We start from the raw sequence: 16,833 nt of genomic DNA, 5'->3' as shown, positions 1-16,833 counted from the left end.
TATCATCCGTTAGCTATCTAGCATATTGGGGATATGCCGCATCAGCCGCAACACTATGTGTTGCCTTCCTAGGACCGGTTGTTGGTACAATCACAGACTTCAAGGGATTTAAGAAACCTATCTTCTTTATTTCTGTACTAGTTGGATCAATTCTTTGCTTTATGATGGGATTTATCTCACATTGGTTAATGTTTCTAATATTCTTCATTATCGCTAAGGCAGTATACTCTTCTAGTATTATCTTCTATGATTCTATGTTAGGAGATATCACCACTGAAGAGCGCCTCGATAGCGTATCCTCTCTAGGATATGCATGGGGATATATTGGTTCTTGTATTCCATTTGTATTATCACTTGCTGTAATTCTTGGTGGTAAAAATATTGGTATCTCCGGAAGTCTAGCAATGACAATTGCCTTTACGATCACAGCAATTTGGTGGTTTGTATTCTCATTACCTTTATTAAAGACATATAAACAAACACATTATATTGAAAATACAAAGAACGCTATTGCAGAAAGTTTTAAACGTTTAGGAAATACGCTTAAGAATGCAACAAAGCATAAGAAGATATTCTTGTTCTTAATTTCATTCTTCTTCTATATTGATGGTGTTTATACAATCATCGATCTTGCAACTGCATATGGAACAGCCTTAGGACTAGATAGCACAAGTTTATTACTTGCATTATTACTGACACAGGTTGTTGCCTTCCCTGCTGCTCTTACATTTGGACGTCTTGCACAGAAGTTCGATACAACACGTCTCATTCTAATCTGTATCTTTGCATATCTTGGTATCGCAATCTTTGCAATCTTCTTAGATACACAAGTTGAATTCTGGATTCTTGCGGTATGTGTAGGATTATTCCAAGGTGGTATTCAAGCTTTATCACGCTCCTACTTTACAAAGATTATCCCAGCAGAACAGTCTGGTGAATACTTTGGTTTGATGGATATCTGTGGTAAAGGTGCAGCCTTCCTAGGTACAGCATCTGTCTCACTTGTATCACAGGTAACAGGTTCTATCAGTGCTGGTGTAGGAAGTATCGCAATCTTCTTCGTATTAGGTATCTTCTTCTTTATTAAAACAATTAAAGCGAAATAAAAGTCCACTGATGTGGACTTTTTTAGTGACTAAATGCGTCAGGTAAATCATTTTCCAATAGGATTGTATCGGAAGGTAATGCATGTCGATAAATATGGTCAAAAGCTTCTTTCACTGTTTTAACAACAATAACACGTTGCATATCAAATCCAACTTCTTGTAAACCTTCGTAGATTGGCTTTGTTTGGATTTCGCCAACAAGGATTACCTCATCAGCCTTTCCCTTCATCTTACGTCCGAATTCTTTATTCGCTTCATTTTGAATAGTGCCAAGATCAATCATTCCAGGTGTTACAACATAACGCGTATTTGGCATCATCGCAAGTACTTCTAGAGCCATTGCAGAACCAACTGGATTTGAGTTAAACGCATCATCAATAAAGTGATAACCATTAATTGTCTTAAGTTCTAAGCGATGTTCAACCTGCTTCATATTCTTCGCTGCACGCTGGATTGTTGGCCATGGTACATTGAGGTGTCTTGCGACACAGATAGCGGATAGAATATTCAGGATATTTAACTCTCCTAGAAGCTTTGTTTCGATACGTACATGTTCATCACGATGAATAACCGTGAAAGAAGAACCCATACGCGTGTAAGTAATATCATCTGCGTAATAATCAACGTCTCTACTCTTTACACCATAACTCACTGTCTTAACAGGATTCTTTAAATGATAGTTACGGATAAAATCGTTATCATAGTTAAGAACTCCGAGTCCATCCTTTGGTAATAGTTCCATCATCTGCATTTTCTCTTTGATAATGTTCTCTTGTGAACCAAAGGTTGTTAAGTGTTGTGGACCAATTGATGTTACAACACCAATAGATGGTTGTACAAACTTCATTAGAGAAGTAATTTCACCAACATGATCAGCACCCATCTCACATACAAATACTTGATGAATAGGCTTTAATAAAGTACGAATCGTAATTGTAATACCCATTGGTGTATTGTATGACGCAGGTGTCATTAATGTATTAAACTGCTCACCAATCATTGCCTGCATGACATTTTTAGTAGATGTCTTGCCATAGCTACCAGTGATACCAATCTTAATCAGATCTTTATCTTCACGAAGAATCTTCTTTGCTTGACCAATGAACCATTGTTTTACGAGTGCTTCAATTGGAGATGTAATACATCCGACCAGGAAGATTAAAATCCAAGGTAGAATAATTACAAGTGTTGATATGCATGCATACTTAGGTAATAATTTAAAGTTGAGGAATACAAGACCAATCTCTAATAAAGCCATCACAGCGATTTGACGCTTTACACGACCAGTATATACAAGTGGCTTAATATATTTCTTGTTTTTCTCTCTCGTAAAGTTAATACCTGTAAATACAAGTAGTAGTCCTACCCATACCCATGCAAAGATTGTAAATCCAGCAAAGTATGTTAATAATCCTGCAACAACGATATAGCAAAGTGTTGTAACCAACATTCCCTGTATCATCTTTTTATTTCCAGCAAGCCACTTACTATATCTACCTAGTTCATAGCGATTCTGCTGGAACATATGTAATGCATGTTTTGTTGGTATCAACATTGCAACTAGTGTTACAACTGCAAGTATCCATCTTTCCATACTAAGCCGTCTCCTTTAAGAATATATCTAGAACGCGATTAAAACGGTCTGCTTGGTGCCAATATGCCCAGTGGTCATCACCTGCAAATATCGCAAGACCTGCATCAGGCATCATCTTCTCCATCTGCTGTCCCATCCATAGTGGTGCAGCTGTATCTAAATCACCCCACACAAGTAATACAGGACATTTTACCAAAGGTAATAACTCTGTTACATCATCATTCACTACCTTTACAAATGTAGGTCTCATAATACCCTGCGCATTACGATAATCCTCTGATCCAGCATTCTTTTGAAGTTCTTCTAATTTCTTAGTTTGACCAGTCACTTTTAAAAGCCACTTACCAGCTTTAAACAACTTGACACGAATCTTACTTTCAAGGGATTGCTTTGGACGTATACCCGCAGCACCTGTTAAACACATCTTTTTAACATTCTCTGGGTTCTTTGCACCATAGCGAATCGCTACACGACAACCAAAGGAATGCCCAACAAGAATAGGATTTTGAATTTGATTCACTGCGATAAAGTCTTCCAGGAATGCCTCATAATCAGGAACACCCCAAGCAACTGGTGGATTATCACTTTCACCAAAGCCAGGAAAATCAATCGCAAAAACACGATAGCGATCTTTGTAGTGATCAAAAATCGCCTGCATCATTTCCTTATTCTGACCCCATCCGTGCAAAAGAATCATATCTGGTCCTTCGCCTTCTGTGATATATGCTGTTTTTACACCGTAAATCTGTTCTATTTTTTTCATATGTCTTTATATTTTAATCGATATTGATGAAATTTTCACCCATTAATACACGTTTATGCAGGAGTATTTTCATTTGTTTTCTTTGGTTTTTGTGTCTTAGCATCATGCCAAATTCTAAAGCATACACCTTCCGTAAGATTTTCCGCTGCTACACGGTATCCATACGTTGTTACTACACGGTGAACAATGGATAGACCTAAACCAAATTGTCCATCTGTTCCCTTTTCATAGCGATGGAACAATGTACTCAAGCGGTCTTTTGAAATATTCTTACCATCATTGATTACACATAACTCATTTTCTTGTAATGTCACCTTGATATAACTCTTAGAATAACGTAATGCATTATCGATCAAGTTCTCCACAACAATACGCCATGGCTCTTCTTCACCATGGAAGTAAACCTCTTCATCCAGTTCACAGATAAAGCTAATCTCTGGTCGAACAACCTTGAGAGATAACAGTGCTTTATCAATAATTTTATTCATATTGAGATGATTACCTTCCTCAACAGTATCCTTTAGATAGTCCATCTTATTGAGGATGATGAGACTCTTAACCTTCTTTTCTAAACGGCTAGCATGTTCAATGATGACATCAACAGACTTCTCCAATGTTTCATATGGATAGATACCATCTTTAATCGATTCTCCATATGACTTAATCGTCGCAATTGGTGTCTTTAAGTCATGAGAAATATTTTGAATCATTTCTTCTTTCTCACGATTTTGTTTCTTAAGTTGGGCATTCATATCACGAAGTGCATCCGCAACTTCGCCAATCTCATCATTACGTTTTACAGCGAGTTCTGCATCTTCTTCATTCTTAATTTTCGCAATATAATACTTGATTTGTGATAACGGTAAGATTAAAGTCGTTACCCATATTAACAACATCACCATAAAGCCGATTACAAAACTAACGTTCAACAGCACAACACCATTGATTAAACTATCACGTAAGCGCTGTTGGGCAGCGTTAGACATAACAGTAACCAGTTCACGACCATCATTTAATAATGTCTTGGAATATAAAACAGTATTATCTACAGGGGTGTTTGTTCCATCTAATTGATCTTCTGGCGTATAAAAAGAATCCAGTGTACCCGAATAAGGAACATTCGCATTTGTCTTCAGTCTTTCCTTTAAAGTCTGATCCATCTTACTTCCATAAATCACAGTGAAAGTATTCTTCTCATGATCAAACAAGTATGCACTGATTGCACCATCTGTCTGTACGAAGTCTAAAGACTGTCCTGGATTTTGATCCGCATATAAAATTAAGCTTTCTTGTGCACTATGCAAGCGATTATACATTTCCGCTTCGGTAAATCGTTCAATCGATGGCGAAAGAAAGATAATCACGAACATCGCAAAAATCATGATGAAAAGGAAGATCATACTGAGTAACTGTTGCGACAAACTTAACTCACGCAACCACATTCGTATGCGCTTCATTATCCGAGCCTATAACCGAATCCATAAATCGTATGAATACTTAAATTCGGCATTTTCTTTCTAAGTCTACGTAACGTATCATCTACGACACGGTCGCTACCAAAGTAATTTTCTTCCCAAACTTGAGATAGAATCTGTTCACGAGGGAAAGCAGTACCACGATTATTTACGAACATCATCAAGAGTTCAAACTCTTTGGTTGTTAAATCAATCTGCTTATCATCTTCGATGACAATTCTCTGTGCTTCATCAATCTCATAGCCATCGACCTTGATATGTTCTGCTTCATCTTTATAAATACGACGAATCAGGTTGTTGACACGTAATACAAGTTCCTTTGGTGAGAATGGCTTTGTGATATAGTCATCACTACCCTTTTCAAGTCCAATGATACGGTCAAATTCCTTATCACGTGCAGACATAAAGATAACAGGCACTTCAGAACGATATGAACGGATTGCTTCAATAAGATCAAATCCACTCTTATCGCCTAACATAATGTCAAGAATCCATAGATGTATATCTTCATCAGATGTATGAGAGTAAGCCTCATCAAAATCTAAATAAGAACGTACTTCGTATTCTTCTTTTTCTAAATATCTTTTTACTAATTCATTTAAATCTTTTTCGTCTTCAACGATTGCGATTACTTTTTTCATATTATCACCGCCTTTATTTTATCACAGGTTGGTTTGTTAATGTATCTCTGCCACTATTGTACCCTATCAACGCAAAAAAGGGATTACCCCTTTTTTATTTATATCCATGTTTTCTCATCTTCTGGTCGAAGATATCGTTGATAATTTTGCTGAGTTGTTCCTTTAGTTCACCCTCTAATACATCACATTGTTGTGCTTGGGCATATAGCTCTGGATGTTCCTTCGCAATCTTAGCCACCGTATCCTTTGTGGCATGTCCTCTTATAAAGAATGGAATCTTATGCATTACCTCATCAGGTACTAGTTCAATAATCATTTTTGCTGTCTTATCCATCTTTATCACACTCCTATCTAATTCAAATAAAACTGTGGTTTATTATACTCTAATTTCACTATGATGCACGTTTACTGCTTTCAAAAAAGCGGAAATAATCCGCTTAGTTAAATCCATATAGTTTTTGAGCAAGCTTATAAATCGCAAGTAATGCACTTTGGCCAAACTTACCAGGTAAGTTAACAGCTCTACCAACAAAGGAATAACGCACCTTCCGATAAATTTCTTCATCTGTTTCCTGCATGTACTTCCATAAATCTTCCTTCATTGCTAGATGTTCTGGTGTTCCAGATAATGTCGCAAGCACTGAAGTAATTGCAGAGATAATCTCTAAGTAAGAATACATATACTCCGTGCAGTTAGGAATAGACTTATCATAAGCACTTAACGTATCAATCATAATCTTGTTTACACGTAACTGTTGGTCGAGTCTCTTAATCATTACCTTTTCATTTACAGATTGATCATCACGACCAATAAAGTAATGGTATAGATTAATATCTAAGTAATAGAGCTTTTTTACAAATGGCAAAGGCTTGAATACATAGATATTATCTACATAGAATGTATGCTTAGGTAATACCAACTGACTTTCACGCAATACTTCTGTACGATATACGCACGCATGCATGGTCATATACTTACCTGGAGGCATCTTCTTTACATCCTGCCAAGTAAATGTACGATTGAGTGGTAAGTAACCCTTATAGTTAATTACCTTCTTATGCTTAACACCTACCTTGTCATAGATATAGTTACATAATACTAAGTCAGGAACATTAACAGCATCTTCACCACTATTACTAAACATTTCTAGCTTTTCAAGTAAAGTCGCAAGTGCTTCTTCACCAACCCAGTCATCACTATCTACAACCTTGAAGAATACACCAGTCGCATTCTTAATACCTGTATTTACAGCTTCACCATGTCCACCATTTTCTTGGTGTACGGCTTTGACAATCGTCGGATATTGTTCCGCAAGGCGATCAGCGATAGCAGCTGTATCATCCTTTGAACCATCATTTACGATAATAATTTCAACTTTTTCACCACCAGTTAATAATGTCTCTACACAGTGTTCCATATAATCCTGTGAGTTATAACATGGTACGGCAATACTCAATATCTTCATAATTACCACCTATTCTATCGGTACTATTGTAATATGAAAAAAATAATTCGGCTACCACCCTATTTCACATGATCATTAAAAAACGACATCAATCACCGATGTCGTCCTATAACGTTGTATAAAATTTATACGCTGGATAATGCATATTATAGAGCTGTAATGAATGTTAAGAATCCTAACACAACTCCAAATGCATTTGGGATAATTAAGATATAGTCTTTCTTTGGTTCCTTAGTCCAACCATAAATAACCCAAATCAAGCATGAAACAGCTGCTGTAAGTGGTTGGTGTGGTTGTCCCTTTATACCATTCAAGTTTGCAATAATCTGTGGGATATAAGTGATGAAAACGAAGATTCCAACAAATGCTCCAATTGATCCTACAATCGTATTGATTTTCTTTTTCATATCATTTAACTCCTTTCGACAATGTGTCCTATTGTAAAGGAAATCCTAAATAATGTCAAATGATATGCGGTCATTTGTCATCGCTACTACCCTTGGTAAAGACAAATCTACTGTAGGAAAATAAATCAAATTACATCGTGTCCTTACATATAAATTTAATCTGCCTCTAGAGTGTGCTAACTACAAACGCTGTAAACATGAACACTACTGTACTCTAGATTGTATCGATTATGTCCCTTTCAAATGTGCTCGCAGACACAAGTCGCCAGGATCTTGTAACGGATGTAGAAACTATCGCTCTTGTCGTTATGACAAATATCGATACTCCGCCTTTGATGCACAGAACGACTATAAGAAGATAACTCAGAAGTTTCATAATCAATCATACACGAAGGATAGGCATTCAACTTTTAGCCATCAACGAAGTAGAATCAACTCTTACAAATTTTTTGAACAGTAGATTTTGCCCACCTTTCATGCGCTCATTTTTCTGTAACTTCACCTTCACTCTAACTAAAATAAAATCATTTTCACTTAAAAATAGTACCATCTTAGATTATCAATCCTTGATAGCACTATTTCTGAATAACTTACTTCCACTTTATTTTTTATTCTTGAATTGTCAAGCTAAGTGCAACACAGTTGAATAATAGACTTCATAGGGTGTTTTGAACCCAAGGCATTTTCGTGGGCGCTTGTTCATTTCATCCACTTTGTTTTGTATATATTCTTTTGACACAAGGTTGCTCCGTAAGACAGGAAATCATGGTATCTTTTACAGATGACGAAGTTTGCGGATAGCACACGATTACCATTCGAAGAACGCTCTTTGTCAGTATCAAATATTCCTGAATATATAACACGATATATTATCGTATAACTGACATACAGATCTGATTTCTCCAATTTTAACCGACCGCATATTTGTTCAGGTGACCATTTTAATTCCAGAAACTTATCTCTAACATATTTGAATATTTTAGGATTAGAGAGCTTAAGTTTGGGTTTGCAATTGCTGCGTGGTTCTAAATATTTAGTATGAGCTACACTTGGTGAATCAGTTCCATACTACGCTCTTTACCGCAAAGTTGATCTAGTGTCATTCCTAGAACACCCTCTAATTCATCAATGATATCTTGTGTATGAGCCTTTGCCTTTAGGATTCTCTCTGTGCGCTCCGGTGTCTTGCCCGGCTTATCTATCAAGTACTGCATCCGTTCATCAAGACCAACGTAACAGTCCTCCTTCACCAGGCGATCTGCTAAGCAAAGTACATCTATTTCCTCAAATCTATCAGCATGATTAAACGGATGATAAGTCATATGACGCCTTACAAGCTCCGCTTCATGAGGAAGCTCCATATTAATCAAAACTTCAGCACCCAGCCTATCATGCTCCTTCTCTGTTCTAAGAACATCATGCACAAGCGCTGCTCCTCGCAGCTCTTCTATATTAAGCTCAAATCCACGCTCATTAAGCTCTTCAGCAATAAGCACAGAAACCCTTGCCACCTCGTCACAGTGGCGCTGTACATGTTCTGGTGTATTATATTTTGCAAATAATTCCTGCTGTTTTTCCCTATCAATATACATATTATTCAATCCCTGTAAACACTTTGATATGTCTAAGTGCATTCTCATACATTCCTTGTGTCATCGCAGTATTTAGGCCGAAGTAGTCATGCTTTCCTTCGCTTGCAAGGTAGTTAGCTGCGAATCCTGTAACATTTTTAAAGCTAGCGGTCCCAATATTAATCTTGGCAATCCCTAGTGATACGGCCTTCCTAAAATCATCATCTGTAAGACCTGAACCACCGTGAAGCACCAGTGGTTTCCCAGCCTTATGATTTATCTCTTCGAGTATATCAAATGCAAGTTCTGGAGCCACAGGGTAATCACCGTGAGCATTGCCAATTGCAATAGCAAGCGCAGAAACACCAGTCTTCTCACAGAAATCATGTGCCAAATCAGGATTTGTACACTTAATACCGTGGTCACTTAGACCATCCTCGCTGCCTCCAACTAGTCCGAGCTCACCTTCAACTGACGCACCATACTTACTTGCGAGTTCATATGCCCTACGGGTTCCAATTATATTATCTTCATATGGATCAGTCGAACCGTCGTACATTACCGACGTAAACCCAAGTTCTAGTGCCTTCTCTATCACATCAAAACTGCTGCTGTGATCCATATTAACGGCCACATCAACTTTGGCCGCCTTAGCTGCATTCACCATCGCTGGTCCTATGTACTCGAGCGGAGAATACTTAAGTAGCCTTTCGGCAATCTGTATGATTATCGGCTTATCAAGTTCCTCTGCCGCTCTAATTGCACCACGAATCATCTCTAGGCTGCCTACATTAAATGCAGGAATACAGCTTCCATCTGCCCATGCACGCTTAACAAGCATGTCCATAGTCACTAAACTCATATCTTATACCCCTTTATCCGTTTCGAAACAGCTTCATCTAGACTAAATAACACAGGCACCGAATGATACGGTGCCTGTGATTTACTTATTCTATTGTATATCCTCATCCCATTATATGCAATGAATTACATAAAGAAGCTGAGTGCGATTACTTCAACAACACCAACTGCCCATGCAATTGTCGATGTTATTGACCAAACCTGAAGCTGCTCCTTGGCCTCTGAAACTCCGAGTGTCCTGTTAACTACCCAGAAATAGCTGTCGTTGAAGTATCCGAAGAATAACGATCCTACGCAGCATGCGATTGCTCCGAGCATTGGGTTAACACCTGCCGCTAGTAGGATTGGTGCAGAAATGCTCGCAGCTGTCGTCATGGCAACAGTACCAGATCCCTGAATGAAACGCATTGCCGTCGATATAACTAGTGGTAGGATAATCATAGGAACTGCAGCCTTTGCAAGTCCATCAGCCATGTAAGTACCAAGTCCAGAATCCTTAATAATCTGACCGAGTGCACCACCACCGCCAGTTACCAGCATGATAATACCAGCACTTGCCATACCTCTCTCCATAGCAGCTAGAAGCTCCTCTCTGCTGAAAGGTCTGCCTAGCGTAAATATAGCAACGATTAGGCCCAGTCCAACCGCAACGATTGGCTGTCCAAGGAAGATAAGGACCTTCATTATACCATCTGTCTTGCCCATAGCAGTCGCAACTGTGTTGATAAGTATGAGCACGATAGGTAGAAGCAGTGGAGCAAATGATTCAAATGTTCCAGGAACACCGGACATATCCATGTTAAATGCCGCCTCATAGTCTGGCTCCTGATATTCAGCCTTTTCTATAACTCCGTCTTCCTTAACTAGCCTATAGAACTTCTTCGATAGAACTTTTCGAGAGTATGCGATACAAGCAAATGTCATTGGAACCGCAAGAACCAATGTCAATAGTATGAACTTACCGACATCTATACCGAAGATACCTGCAACACCAAGAGGCCCTGGTGTAGGTGGTACAAGCGAGTGAGTTATTACAAGTCCAGATGCTAGAGCAACTCCTAGTCCAATTACAGACTTTTTAGTTGACTCTGATAGAGCCTTTGCGATAGGTGCAAGTACGATGAATCCTGAGTCGCAGAAAATTGGAATCGATACGAAAAATCCAGTTAGCGCAAGCGCCTCCTCTTCTCTTCCCTTTCCAAACAGTCTTAGGAACGAATAAGCCATTCGCTTCGCTGCTCCAGAGACTTCGAAAATCTCTCCCATCATAACTCCAAACCCGATGATGATTCCGATGTTACCTAGGGTACCTCCGAATCCAGTTGTGATGGAATTTACAATACCAAACGGCTTCTCGACGCCATCGACTTTAATCATCTCGGTAGCTAGAGGCATCCCTCCGATTATTCCGACGATAACTGTGGTGACAATAAGTGCCAAGAAAGCCTGCACCTTGGTTTTAAGCACGAGGATAATAAGTATTGCAATACCGATTAGAAGTGCAATCAGCATCCTCTGCCCGTCTAGGCCATTAATCATAATAGTCCTCCTTAAGAAAATAATATATTACTGCTTAAAGAATGGTGCGTATTTTGCAGCCAATCTAATAGCCTCTTCCATGCTGACAGCACCTGCAATGCCTTTGCCAGCAATATCGAATGCCGTACCATGGTCTACGGATGTACGTAGAATTGGCATTCCGTTAGTGATAGAAATCGTTCTGTCAAAGTCCAGTGTTTTAGTAGCGATATGCCCCTGATCATGATATAGGGATAGGACGCTGTTAAATCTCCCCTGCGCTGCTTGATGGAATACAGAATCAGCAGGAACCGGTCCTGCAACATTAAATCCGCTCTCCTTTAATTCCTCAACAGCTGGAGCAATTTCCTTGACCTCTTCCCATCCGAAGAGCCCGTGCTCACCAGAATGAGGGTTAAGACCTGCAACAGCCATCGTACCCTCCTTAACACCGAGCCTTCTCAGTGCATCTGTACATCTCTCTACATAATCTATAATTCTATCCTTCTTGATATCATCGAGCATGTCTCTTAGAGACTTATGTCTTGTGAGGAAGAACACCCTTAACCCGTTTGTCTCGAACATTGTAAGCGGATCCGCTGTGCCCGTTAAGGCACCAAATATCTCCGTATGCCCAATAAAGTCAACTTCTGCAGCATGTAGCGATTCCTTATTAATAGGAGTCGTTGCAACCGCATCAGCCTGCTTATCCATAGTAATCTCGATACTTTTCTTGATGTAGTCAAATGCAGCCTGTCCGCACATAGCATTTATCTTGCCATATTCGAACCTGCTCATATCTATATTATCTAGGTCAATCATGTTGAGAACGCCGTAAGAATAATCTCCATCTGCAGGACTCTCAACTACATTAACCTTGAGGTCAGCCCCAACGATTTCAATGGCCTTTTCCATGACCTTCTTGTCTCCAATTACGATGCATCTAGCTACATCAAATGTTGCTTTGTCAGCGATGGACTTTGCAACAATCTCTGGACCGATTCCAGCTGGATCACCCATCGTAACCGCAATAATTGGCTTTTCCATATACATATTTCCTTTCTTAGATATTATTTTTAAATGTACAGCTTCTCCTTAAGATACGTTATACATAAGTTGATTGCGTCAGGTCCGCCTTGACTTCCACCCTTCGTAATCAGGTGAACCCCGTCGAATTCTCCACCGAGGAATTTACCATAAGCGGCAAGAGGCAGAACTTCATCACGTAGTCTAAGACCCGCAGTATTGAACCTATCACAGACAGAAACTGTAATATCTCCTCCACTTGTATACATGGCTCTAAAAGATGGCTCTTTCTTAAACACCTCATAAGCGATTTCTGCAAAAGAATCATTTATTATGCAAGACACTTCATCCATCGAGCACTGAAGCAAATCCATATAGGGTCTAAAATCTATGCGATTTTCGGGATAAATGCCGTCCCCAACTACAGTCGTCACCTGCCTCTTGTTACAGCCGATAAGGACTTCTTTGATTACTCTTTCAATCTCGTGCTTTCGAGCAGCCTCGCTTTCGAGCAACCTTTTGGTAACGACCATGACTCTATGCGTACGCTGAGCAAGCCATAAGTTTTCCATCTGAACCTTGGCATTTGGATTTACACTTCCTACAACTGCAAGTATTCTGCTGTCCACCTGTTGATCCTTCGGCACGATTAGCTTTCTGGCAAGTGTCGTTGTAAACACGCCTGGATCAACTGCCACTATCTTCTTCTTGCTGGTTATACAGGCATCTGCAATCAAATCGAGATCCTCTTGGCTTATACAGTCAAAACAGATTATCCGGTTCCCCTGCTCTACATTTGAATTTATAATATCTGCAAGATAATGCTTGCCGTGCATAAGCTCCTTTAGCCTAACTGAAACCACTCCATACTTGCTCTGTTGACGGAATAGCTCGGCTACCTCAGATATTTTTACAGGCGTCTTTGGGTCGATAGCGATATTGGTTTTATGTAGTGGTACCCCATCTACAAGCATATACCCACCGCAGACAATACGACCAGTAGCGGGGAAGCACGGTGCACAAATCGCTATATAGTCCTCTCCGAGAAAATCTAGCATCGCATCCGTTTCACTTCCAAGATTACCTCTTAGTGTGCTATCTATTCTGTGTGAATACAGGGTCGTTCCTTCTGTAGCTAGTGCTGCACATGCCTCATACACCTTGTCATATGCCACTTCAGATGTAAGTCCCCTGCTGTTAGTAGGGTAAATCACACAATCACATTCAGCGAGCTGAGTTGGTTCTATTGCGGCTAGGTTGATCACGGTATGCGCTTTGTATTTCATCTTTTTAAGCAATACTCCAGTCGCATTACCACCTGTAAGATCATCAGCAATTACTACGCATTCTGACATTTTTGTCTCCTTATCTCTTGTTCATCAGCTCTTCTACAGCTTCTCTTAGAGTAGTCGCCTCACCGACATTACCAGGGAAGATAACGTATGGGGTATCAGGGAACTTGCTCTCGCTACCGGTTTGCCATACTGGGATTCCAGGTTTAATCTGCCCTAGAACTGTGGCTCTCTTAACCTTTAAAGCCTTTACACCAACATCGCTCGAAGTTATTCCACCTTTGGCAACTACGAAGCTAGGCGTAACTGCGAGTCTTCCCACTAGCGACTGTACCGCATCGGAAATTCTAACAGAAAGTCTGAGTTCATCTTCCTTATCGCCAGTGTTAGCGACAACTAGTGATCTTGAAGTATAACAGCAAACTGTCTTCCCGGACTCAATATATTCCCCTTCAAGTGCTAAGCATCTGTCTACTTCATTAGCAAATCCTTCTTCGTCCCTGACGAGATTTGCATCGAGTTCGATAAACTCTATGTCTGCAATTTCCTTGAGACACTCTAACTGAGAGGTTGTCTTTGCTGTGTGAGAACCAACGACAATGATGCCACCATTTTCGGTCTCATTAACTATCATATCTGAACGGGTTAATAACGGCATATCAGACACCCCACCCATCACTTTTACAAGTGCGGCAGCTGTTCTAAACATGAACATCTTGCCAGCATTCATCGCCCTAAACAGGGCAACGGCAAACACCTTGATGTCAGAGTAATCAATAGCATTAACGATTATTTTATTGAAATTCTCAGCTGACATCAGCTGCGACTCAATCTTGTCAAAATCCATGCTGCGAATATCTTCAAGCGAAATGCTGATTACGTCCTTTGCCTTATATTCACCTGCAGTCTTCTCTTCAACATAATCTGGAAGATTCTCTGCTGTATATCCAAATGTTTTATCCTTAGCGAATTCAGTTTCATGCGCGGGAACAAGCTCATCACCATACTTTACATAATGTACATCCCCTATCGTATATCTTCCACCCTCTTTGAAGAATGGGCACAAAATCTCACCATCTAGTTTCACACCTGTATTTCGTTCATAGCATTCCTTAAGTAGCTTCGTCTCTAGAGGATAATGACCACGCAGCGTGCTGTCGCTTCGGCTTATAAATATATAATCCCTTGATGCTTCCTTAGCCGCCCTATCAACAGCATCAGCAATCTCAAGATGAGCTGCCTTCGTCTGTTCCTCAGTAAAGCCTCTAGAATTGGTGAGTATATAGAACAGGTTGTTCTCTTCTGCAAAAGCTTCCCTTAGGCTATCAGCATCCCATCCAGTATATACAGATATGTCGTGAACGGTCTGCACACCCGTTGGGTCATCGTCGAGAACAACTATCTTTTTATTATTATTCTTAATCTCTTGAGCCAGTAGCTCGTCTACTGTTTTTTCATCTATTGATCTGTATGACCTTAGAACGTCAGCGCTGATTGACATCTTAGTTCTCCTTCTTCTCAACCTTGCAGTCTGCAAGAGCTTCAAAATACTGAACGATTCCCGCATGGTCGTCACCTAGATGGCCGTGAACCTTGAGAGTCTGCATTATCTCATATAGCTGCGCGCTGTATGGAATCGGTGCATCAATCGAATGTGCTGTCTTAACTACATTGGTTATATCCTTATGGTTGACCTTTATAGTTCCTCCAGGCACGAAGTTTCTATCAATCATCATAGGGGCTTTTGCATCCAGCACGGCACTGCCTGCAAGTCCAGAGCGAATCGCCTTGTATACCTTCTCTGGATCAGCTCCAGCTTTCGATGCAAATACGAGTGCCTCAGATACGATTGCGATGTTGTTGTTTACAATTATCTGATTGGCAAGCTTCGTAACACTGCCGCTACCACTTGGCCCTGTCAAAATCATAGAAGAAGCATATGCATCCATATATTTCTCAGCTACATCAAATGCTTCCTGGTCTCCCCCAACCATTATCGCTAGAGTGCCAGCTATTGCCCCCGGCTCTCCGCCAGAAACTGGTGCGTCCAGGAAACTGATTCCCATCTCCTTAAGCTCGTAGTAGCATTCGTTTGATTCAACAGGTGTTACCGAGCTGTGATCGATTATGATGCTTCCTTTCTTCATCGAACTAGCGATTCCACCTTCATCAAAGATTACAGACTTAACGATATCTGCATTTGGCAGAATCATCATCACGATGTCACACTGTGAGCCGATTTCGCTGTAGCTACCAGTACCTGCACCCATGCCAACCAGCTCACTTACGAGCTCCTGATTTAAATCAGTAACCATCACGTCATAGCCTGCATTTACAAGGTGTTTTGCCATAGGTCGTCCCATAATCCCGAGACCAATAAATCCGATTTTCATATCATTCTTCCTTTCATTATCTGGCAAATTTGCTTTTAACTATTCTATACGCGTCATCGAAGTCTGACTGTTTACCATCACCAGTTACAGTTCTAGCGATTCTGTGTCTACCTCCAACATTATCAGTCAAGAACAACGCCTTCTCTTTGCCTTCTGCAATACCTACCTCGAACTTAGCCATCCCATCAAATGCATATATCTTTAGCGAAGGTCTTACGACTATAGCGTATTCTTCCGTAATCATCAGCCCCAGACCGTAGAACTTAAAACCTCTTTGTAGCTCAGCACGGAACGCCTTCATATCTCTTACCTTATCCAGTTCCTTTTTACGGTCATGCCTCTTAGCAGTAGCTACGTATAATAGCAATATTCCAGCGGAGATAAAGACATATGCCATATTCGTCTTAATCGACACTAGCATCAGAACTCCAACAGCGAGCATAGTAACTGCTATAACGTAGTTAGTTTTTATCTTCACGTTATCATTATCTAAAATGTTAAAATCATCCATTTTCTGATCCCATTATATATTCCCAATAAAAAACGCACTCACCCATAAACGGAAACAGATACAATCCCTCCGCTCATAGTGACGCGCTACGTTGACTTAATAGATTGAAAATTTCCCCTATATTAATAATCTCTAAAAGCCCTATTCAATTATAACAAATATCAATAGCAAATTCTATCGAATAACCTGTGTTAGTTTTACTGAGTTCA

Annotated in this window: 17 protein-coding genes and 1 pseudogene; 1 reads left to right on the top strand and 17 read right to left on the bottom strand. The window is 39.9% G+C overall.

Features of this window, described 5'->3' with window-relative positions; genetic code table 11:
• A partial coding sequence (locus tag Q7O90_RS04920) for an MFS transporter (protein ID WP_304128207.1) occupies positions 1–1,106 on the top strand: 1,106 nt, incomplete at its 5' end.
• A 22-nt stretch (positions 1,107–1,128) separates the two neighbouring features.
• On the opposite strand, the gene Q7O90_RS04915 is transcribed toward Q7O90_RS04920, so the two are convergent.
• The 17 genes and pseudogenes from Q7O90_RS04915 to Q7O90_RS04840 all read right to left on the bottom strand — a co-directional run bounded on the left by Q7O90_RS04915 (position 1,129) and on the right by Q7O90_RS04840 (position 16,624).
• On the bottom strand, positions 1,129–2,700 hold the full coding sequence (locus Q7O90_RS04915) for a Mur ligase family protein (protein WP_304128205.1): 1,572 nt from the start codon (positions 2,698–2,700) through the stop codon (positions 1,129–1,131).
• A gap of 1 nt (position 2,701) precedes the next feature.
• Entirely contained in the window at positions 2,702–3,463 is a 762-nt protein-coding gene (locus Q7O90_RS04910) for an alpha/beta fold hydrolase (protein WP_304128203.1), read from the bottom strand.
• A 53-nt stretch (positions 3,464–3,516) separates the two neighbouring features.
• A complete protein-coding gene (locus Q7O90_RS04905) occupies positions 3,517–4,920 on the bottom strand; it encodes a HAMP domain-containing sensor histidine kinase (protein WP_304128201.1) in 1,404 nt (467 codons plus the stop codon).
• Entirely contained in the window at positions 4,920–5,579 is a 660-nt protein-coding gene (locus Q7O90_RS04900; RefSeq protein ID WP_294208763.1) for a response regulator transcription factor, read from the bottom strand. Before Q7O90_RS04900 ends, Q7O90_RS04905 begins: the two co-directional genes overlap by 1 nt.
• Positions 5,580–5,673: 94 nt before the next feature.
• Complete coding sequence (locus tag Q7O90_RS04895) at positions 5,674–5,913, bottom strand: hypothetical protein (RefSeq protein ID WP_304128194.1); 240 nt, start codon at positions 5,911–5,913, stop codon at positions 5,674–5,676.
• Positions 5,914–6,016: 103 nt separating this feature from the next.
• The gene (locus tag Q7O90_RS04890) at positions 6,017–7,045 is read right to left on the bottom strand and encodes a glycosyltransferase family 2 protein (RefSeq protein WP_304128191.1); all 1,029 of its coding nucleotides are present in this window, start codon (positions 7,043–7,045) and stop codon (positions 6,017–6,019) included.
• 146 nt (positions 7,046–7,191) lie between these two features.
• Positions 7,192–7,452: a SemiSWEET family transporter gene (locus Q7O90_RS04885; RefSeq protein ID WP_294020003.1), complete on the bottom strand. Its 261-nt coding sequence runs from the start codon at positions 7,450–7,452 to the stop codon at positions 7,192–7,194.
• Positions 7,453–7,666: 214 nt separating this feature from the next.
• Positions 7,667–7,828 carry a hypothetical protein gene (locus Q7O90_RS04880; protein ID WP_304128186.1) on the bottom strand — a complete coding sequence of 54 codons (162 nt, stop codon included), beginning with the start codon at positions 7,826–7,828 and terminating at the stop codon, positions 7,667–7,669.
• Positions 7,829–8,074: 246 nt separating this feature from the next.
• Positions 8,075–8,517, bottom strand: a pseudogene (locus Q7O90_RS08255) (IS30 family transposase); the annotation flags it as partial.
• The gene (locus Q7O90_RS04875) at positions 8,496–9,044 is read right to left on the bottom strand and encodes an HD domain-containing protein (protein ID WP_304128185.1); all 549 of its coding nucleotides are present in this window, start codon (positions 9,042–9,044) and stop codon (positions 8,496–8,498) included. The pseudogene Q7O90_RS08255 and the gene Q7O90_RS04875, both read right to left, overlap by 22 nt.
• A gap of 1 nt (position 9,045) precedes the next feature.
• Positions 9,046–9,885, bottom strand: a complete 840-nt coding sequence (locus Q7O90_RS04870; RefSeq protein WP_304128181.1) for a class II fructose-bisphosphate aldolase — start codon at positions 9,883–9,885, stop codon at positions 9,046–9,048.
• A 125-nt stretch (positions 9,886–10,010) separates the two neighbouring features.
• Positions 10,011–11,423, bottom strand: a complete 1,413-nt coding sequence (locus Q7O90_RS04865; protein ID WP_304128180.1) for a GntP family permease — start codon at positions 11,421–11,423, stop codon at positions 10,011–10,013.
• Between the two features lie 27 nt (positions 11,424–11,450).
• The gene (gene pdxA, locus Q7O90_RS04860) at positions 11,451–12,449 is read right to left on the bottom strand and encodes a 4-hydroxythreonine-4-phosphate dehydrogenase PdxA (RefSeq protein ID WP_304128177.1); all 999 of its coding nucleotides are present in this window, start codon (positions 12,447–12,449) and stop codon (positions 11,451–11,453) included.
• 29 nt (positions 12,450–12,478) lie between these two features.
• A complete protein-coding gene (locus tag Q7O90_RS04855) occupies positions 12,479–13,783 on the bottom strand; it encodes a four-carbon acid sugar kinase family protein (RefSeq protein ID WP_304128175.1) in 1,305 nt (434 codons plus the stop codon).
• A gap of 10 nt (positions 13,784–13,793) precedes the next feature.
• Positions 13,794–15,221 (bottom strand): four-carbon acid sugar kinase family protein, encoded by a 1,428-nt coding sequence (locus Q7O90_RS04850; RefSeq protein WP_304128173.1) that lies wholly within the window; start codon positions 15,219–15,221, stop codon positions 13,794–13,796.
• Between the two features lies 1 nt (position 15,222).
• Positions 15,223–16,113, bottom strand: a complete 891-nt coding sequence (locus tag Q7O90_RS04845) for an NAD(P)-binding domain-containing protein (protein WP_304128171.1) — start codon at positions 16,111–16,113, stop codon at positions 15,223–15,225.
• Positions 16,114–16,129: 16 nt separating this feature from the next.
• Positions 16,130–16,624 carry a hypothetical protein gene (locus Q7O90_RS04840; protein WP_304128169.1) on the bottom strand — a complete coding sequence of 165 codons (495 nt, stop codon included), beginning with the start codon at positions 16,622–16,624 and terminating at the stop codon, positions 16,130–16,132.
• Between the last annotated feature and the right edge of the window lie 209 nt (positions 16,625–16,833).

This window comes from Mogibacterium diversum, from assembly GCF_938028775.1.
In the GTDB taxonomy this organism is placed as follows: domain Bacteria; phylum Bacillota; class Clostridia; order Peptostreptococcales; family Anaerovoracaceae; genus Mogibacterium; species Mogibacterium diversum_A.
The sequence above is the reverse complement of the archived record's forward strand: the minus strand, read 5'-3'. Positions and strand labels throughout refer to the sequence as shown.

What these genes read in the sequence shown, in the direction of transcription:
- Q7O90_RS04875 (WP_304128185.1), bottom strand. Translation starts at nt 9,044, where the DNA reads ATGTATATTGATAGGGAAAAACAGCAGGAATTATTTGCAAAATATAAT.
- pdxA (WP_304128177.1), bottom strand. Translation starts at nt 12,449, where the DNA reads ATGGAAAAGCCAATTATTGCGGTTACGATGGGTGATCCAGCTGGAATC.
- Q7O90_RS04865 (WP_304128180.1), bottom strand. Translation starts at nt 11,423, where the DNA reads ATGATTAATGGCCTAGACGGGCAGAGGATGCTGATTGCACTTCTAATC.
- Q7O90_RS04895 (WP_304128194.1), bottom strand. Translation starts at nt 5,913, where the DNA reads ATGGATAAGACAGCAAAAATGATTATTGAACTAGTACCTGATGAGGTA.
- Q7O90_RS04890 (WP_304128191.1), bottom strand. Translation starts at nt 7,045, where the DNA reads ATGAAGATATTGAGTATTGCCGTACCATGTTATAACTCACAGGATTAT.
- Q7O90_RS04885 (WP_294020003.1), bottom strand. Translation starts at nt 7,452, where the DNA reads ATGAAAAAGAAAATCAATACGATTGTAGGATCAATTGGAGCATTTGTT.
- Q7O90_RS04870 (WP_304128181.1), bottom strand. Translation starts at nt 9,885, where the DNA reads ATGAGTTTAGTGACTATGGACATGCTTGTTAAGCGTGCATGGGCAGAT.
- Q7O90_RS04840 (WP_304128169.1), bottom strand. Translation starts at nt 16,624, where the DNA reads ATGGATGATTTTAACATTTTAGATAATGATAACGTGAAGATAAAAACT.
- Q7O90_RS04905 (WP_304128201.1), bottom strand. Translation starts at nt 4,920, where the DNA reads ATGAAGCGCATACGAATGTGGTTGCGTGAGTTAAGTTTGTCGCAACAG.
- Q7O90_RS04845 (WP_304128171.1), bottom strand. Translation starts at nt 16,113, where the DNA reads ATGAAAATCGGATTTATTGGTCTCGGGATTATGGGACGACCTATGGCA.
- Q7O90_RS04850 (WP_304128173.1), bottom strand. Translation starts at nt 15,221, where the DNA reads ATGTCAATCAGCGCTGACGTTCTAAGGTCATACAGATCAATAGATGAA.
- Q7O90_RS04855 (WP_304128175.1), bottom strand. Translation starts at nt 13,783, where the DNA reads ATGTCAGAATGCGTAGTAATTGCTGATGATCTTACAGGTGGTAATGCG.
- Q7O90_RS04900 (WP_294208763.1), bottom strand. Translation starts at nt 5,579, where the DNA reads ATGAAAAAAGTAATCGCAATCGTTGAAGACGAAAAAGATTTAAATGAA.
- Q7O90_RS04910 (WP_304128203.1), bottom strand. Translation starts at nt 3,463, where the DNA reads ATGAAAAAAATAGAACAGATTTACGGTGTAAAAACAGCATATATCACA.
- Q7O90_RS04880 (WP_304128186.1), bottom strand. Translation starts at nt 7,828, where the DNA reads ATGAAACTTCTGAGTTATCTTCTTATAGTCGTTCTGTGCATCAAAGGC.
- Q7O90_RS04915 (WP_304128205.1), bottom strand. Translation starts at nt 2,700, where the DNA reads ATGGAAAGATGGATACTTGCAGTTGTAACACTAGTTGCAATGTTGATA.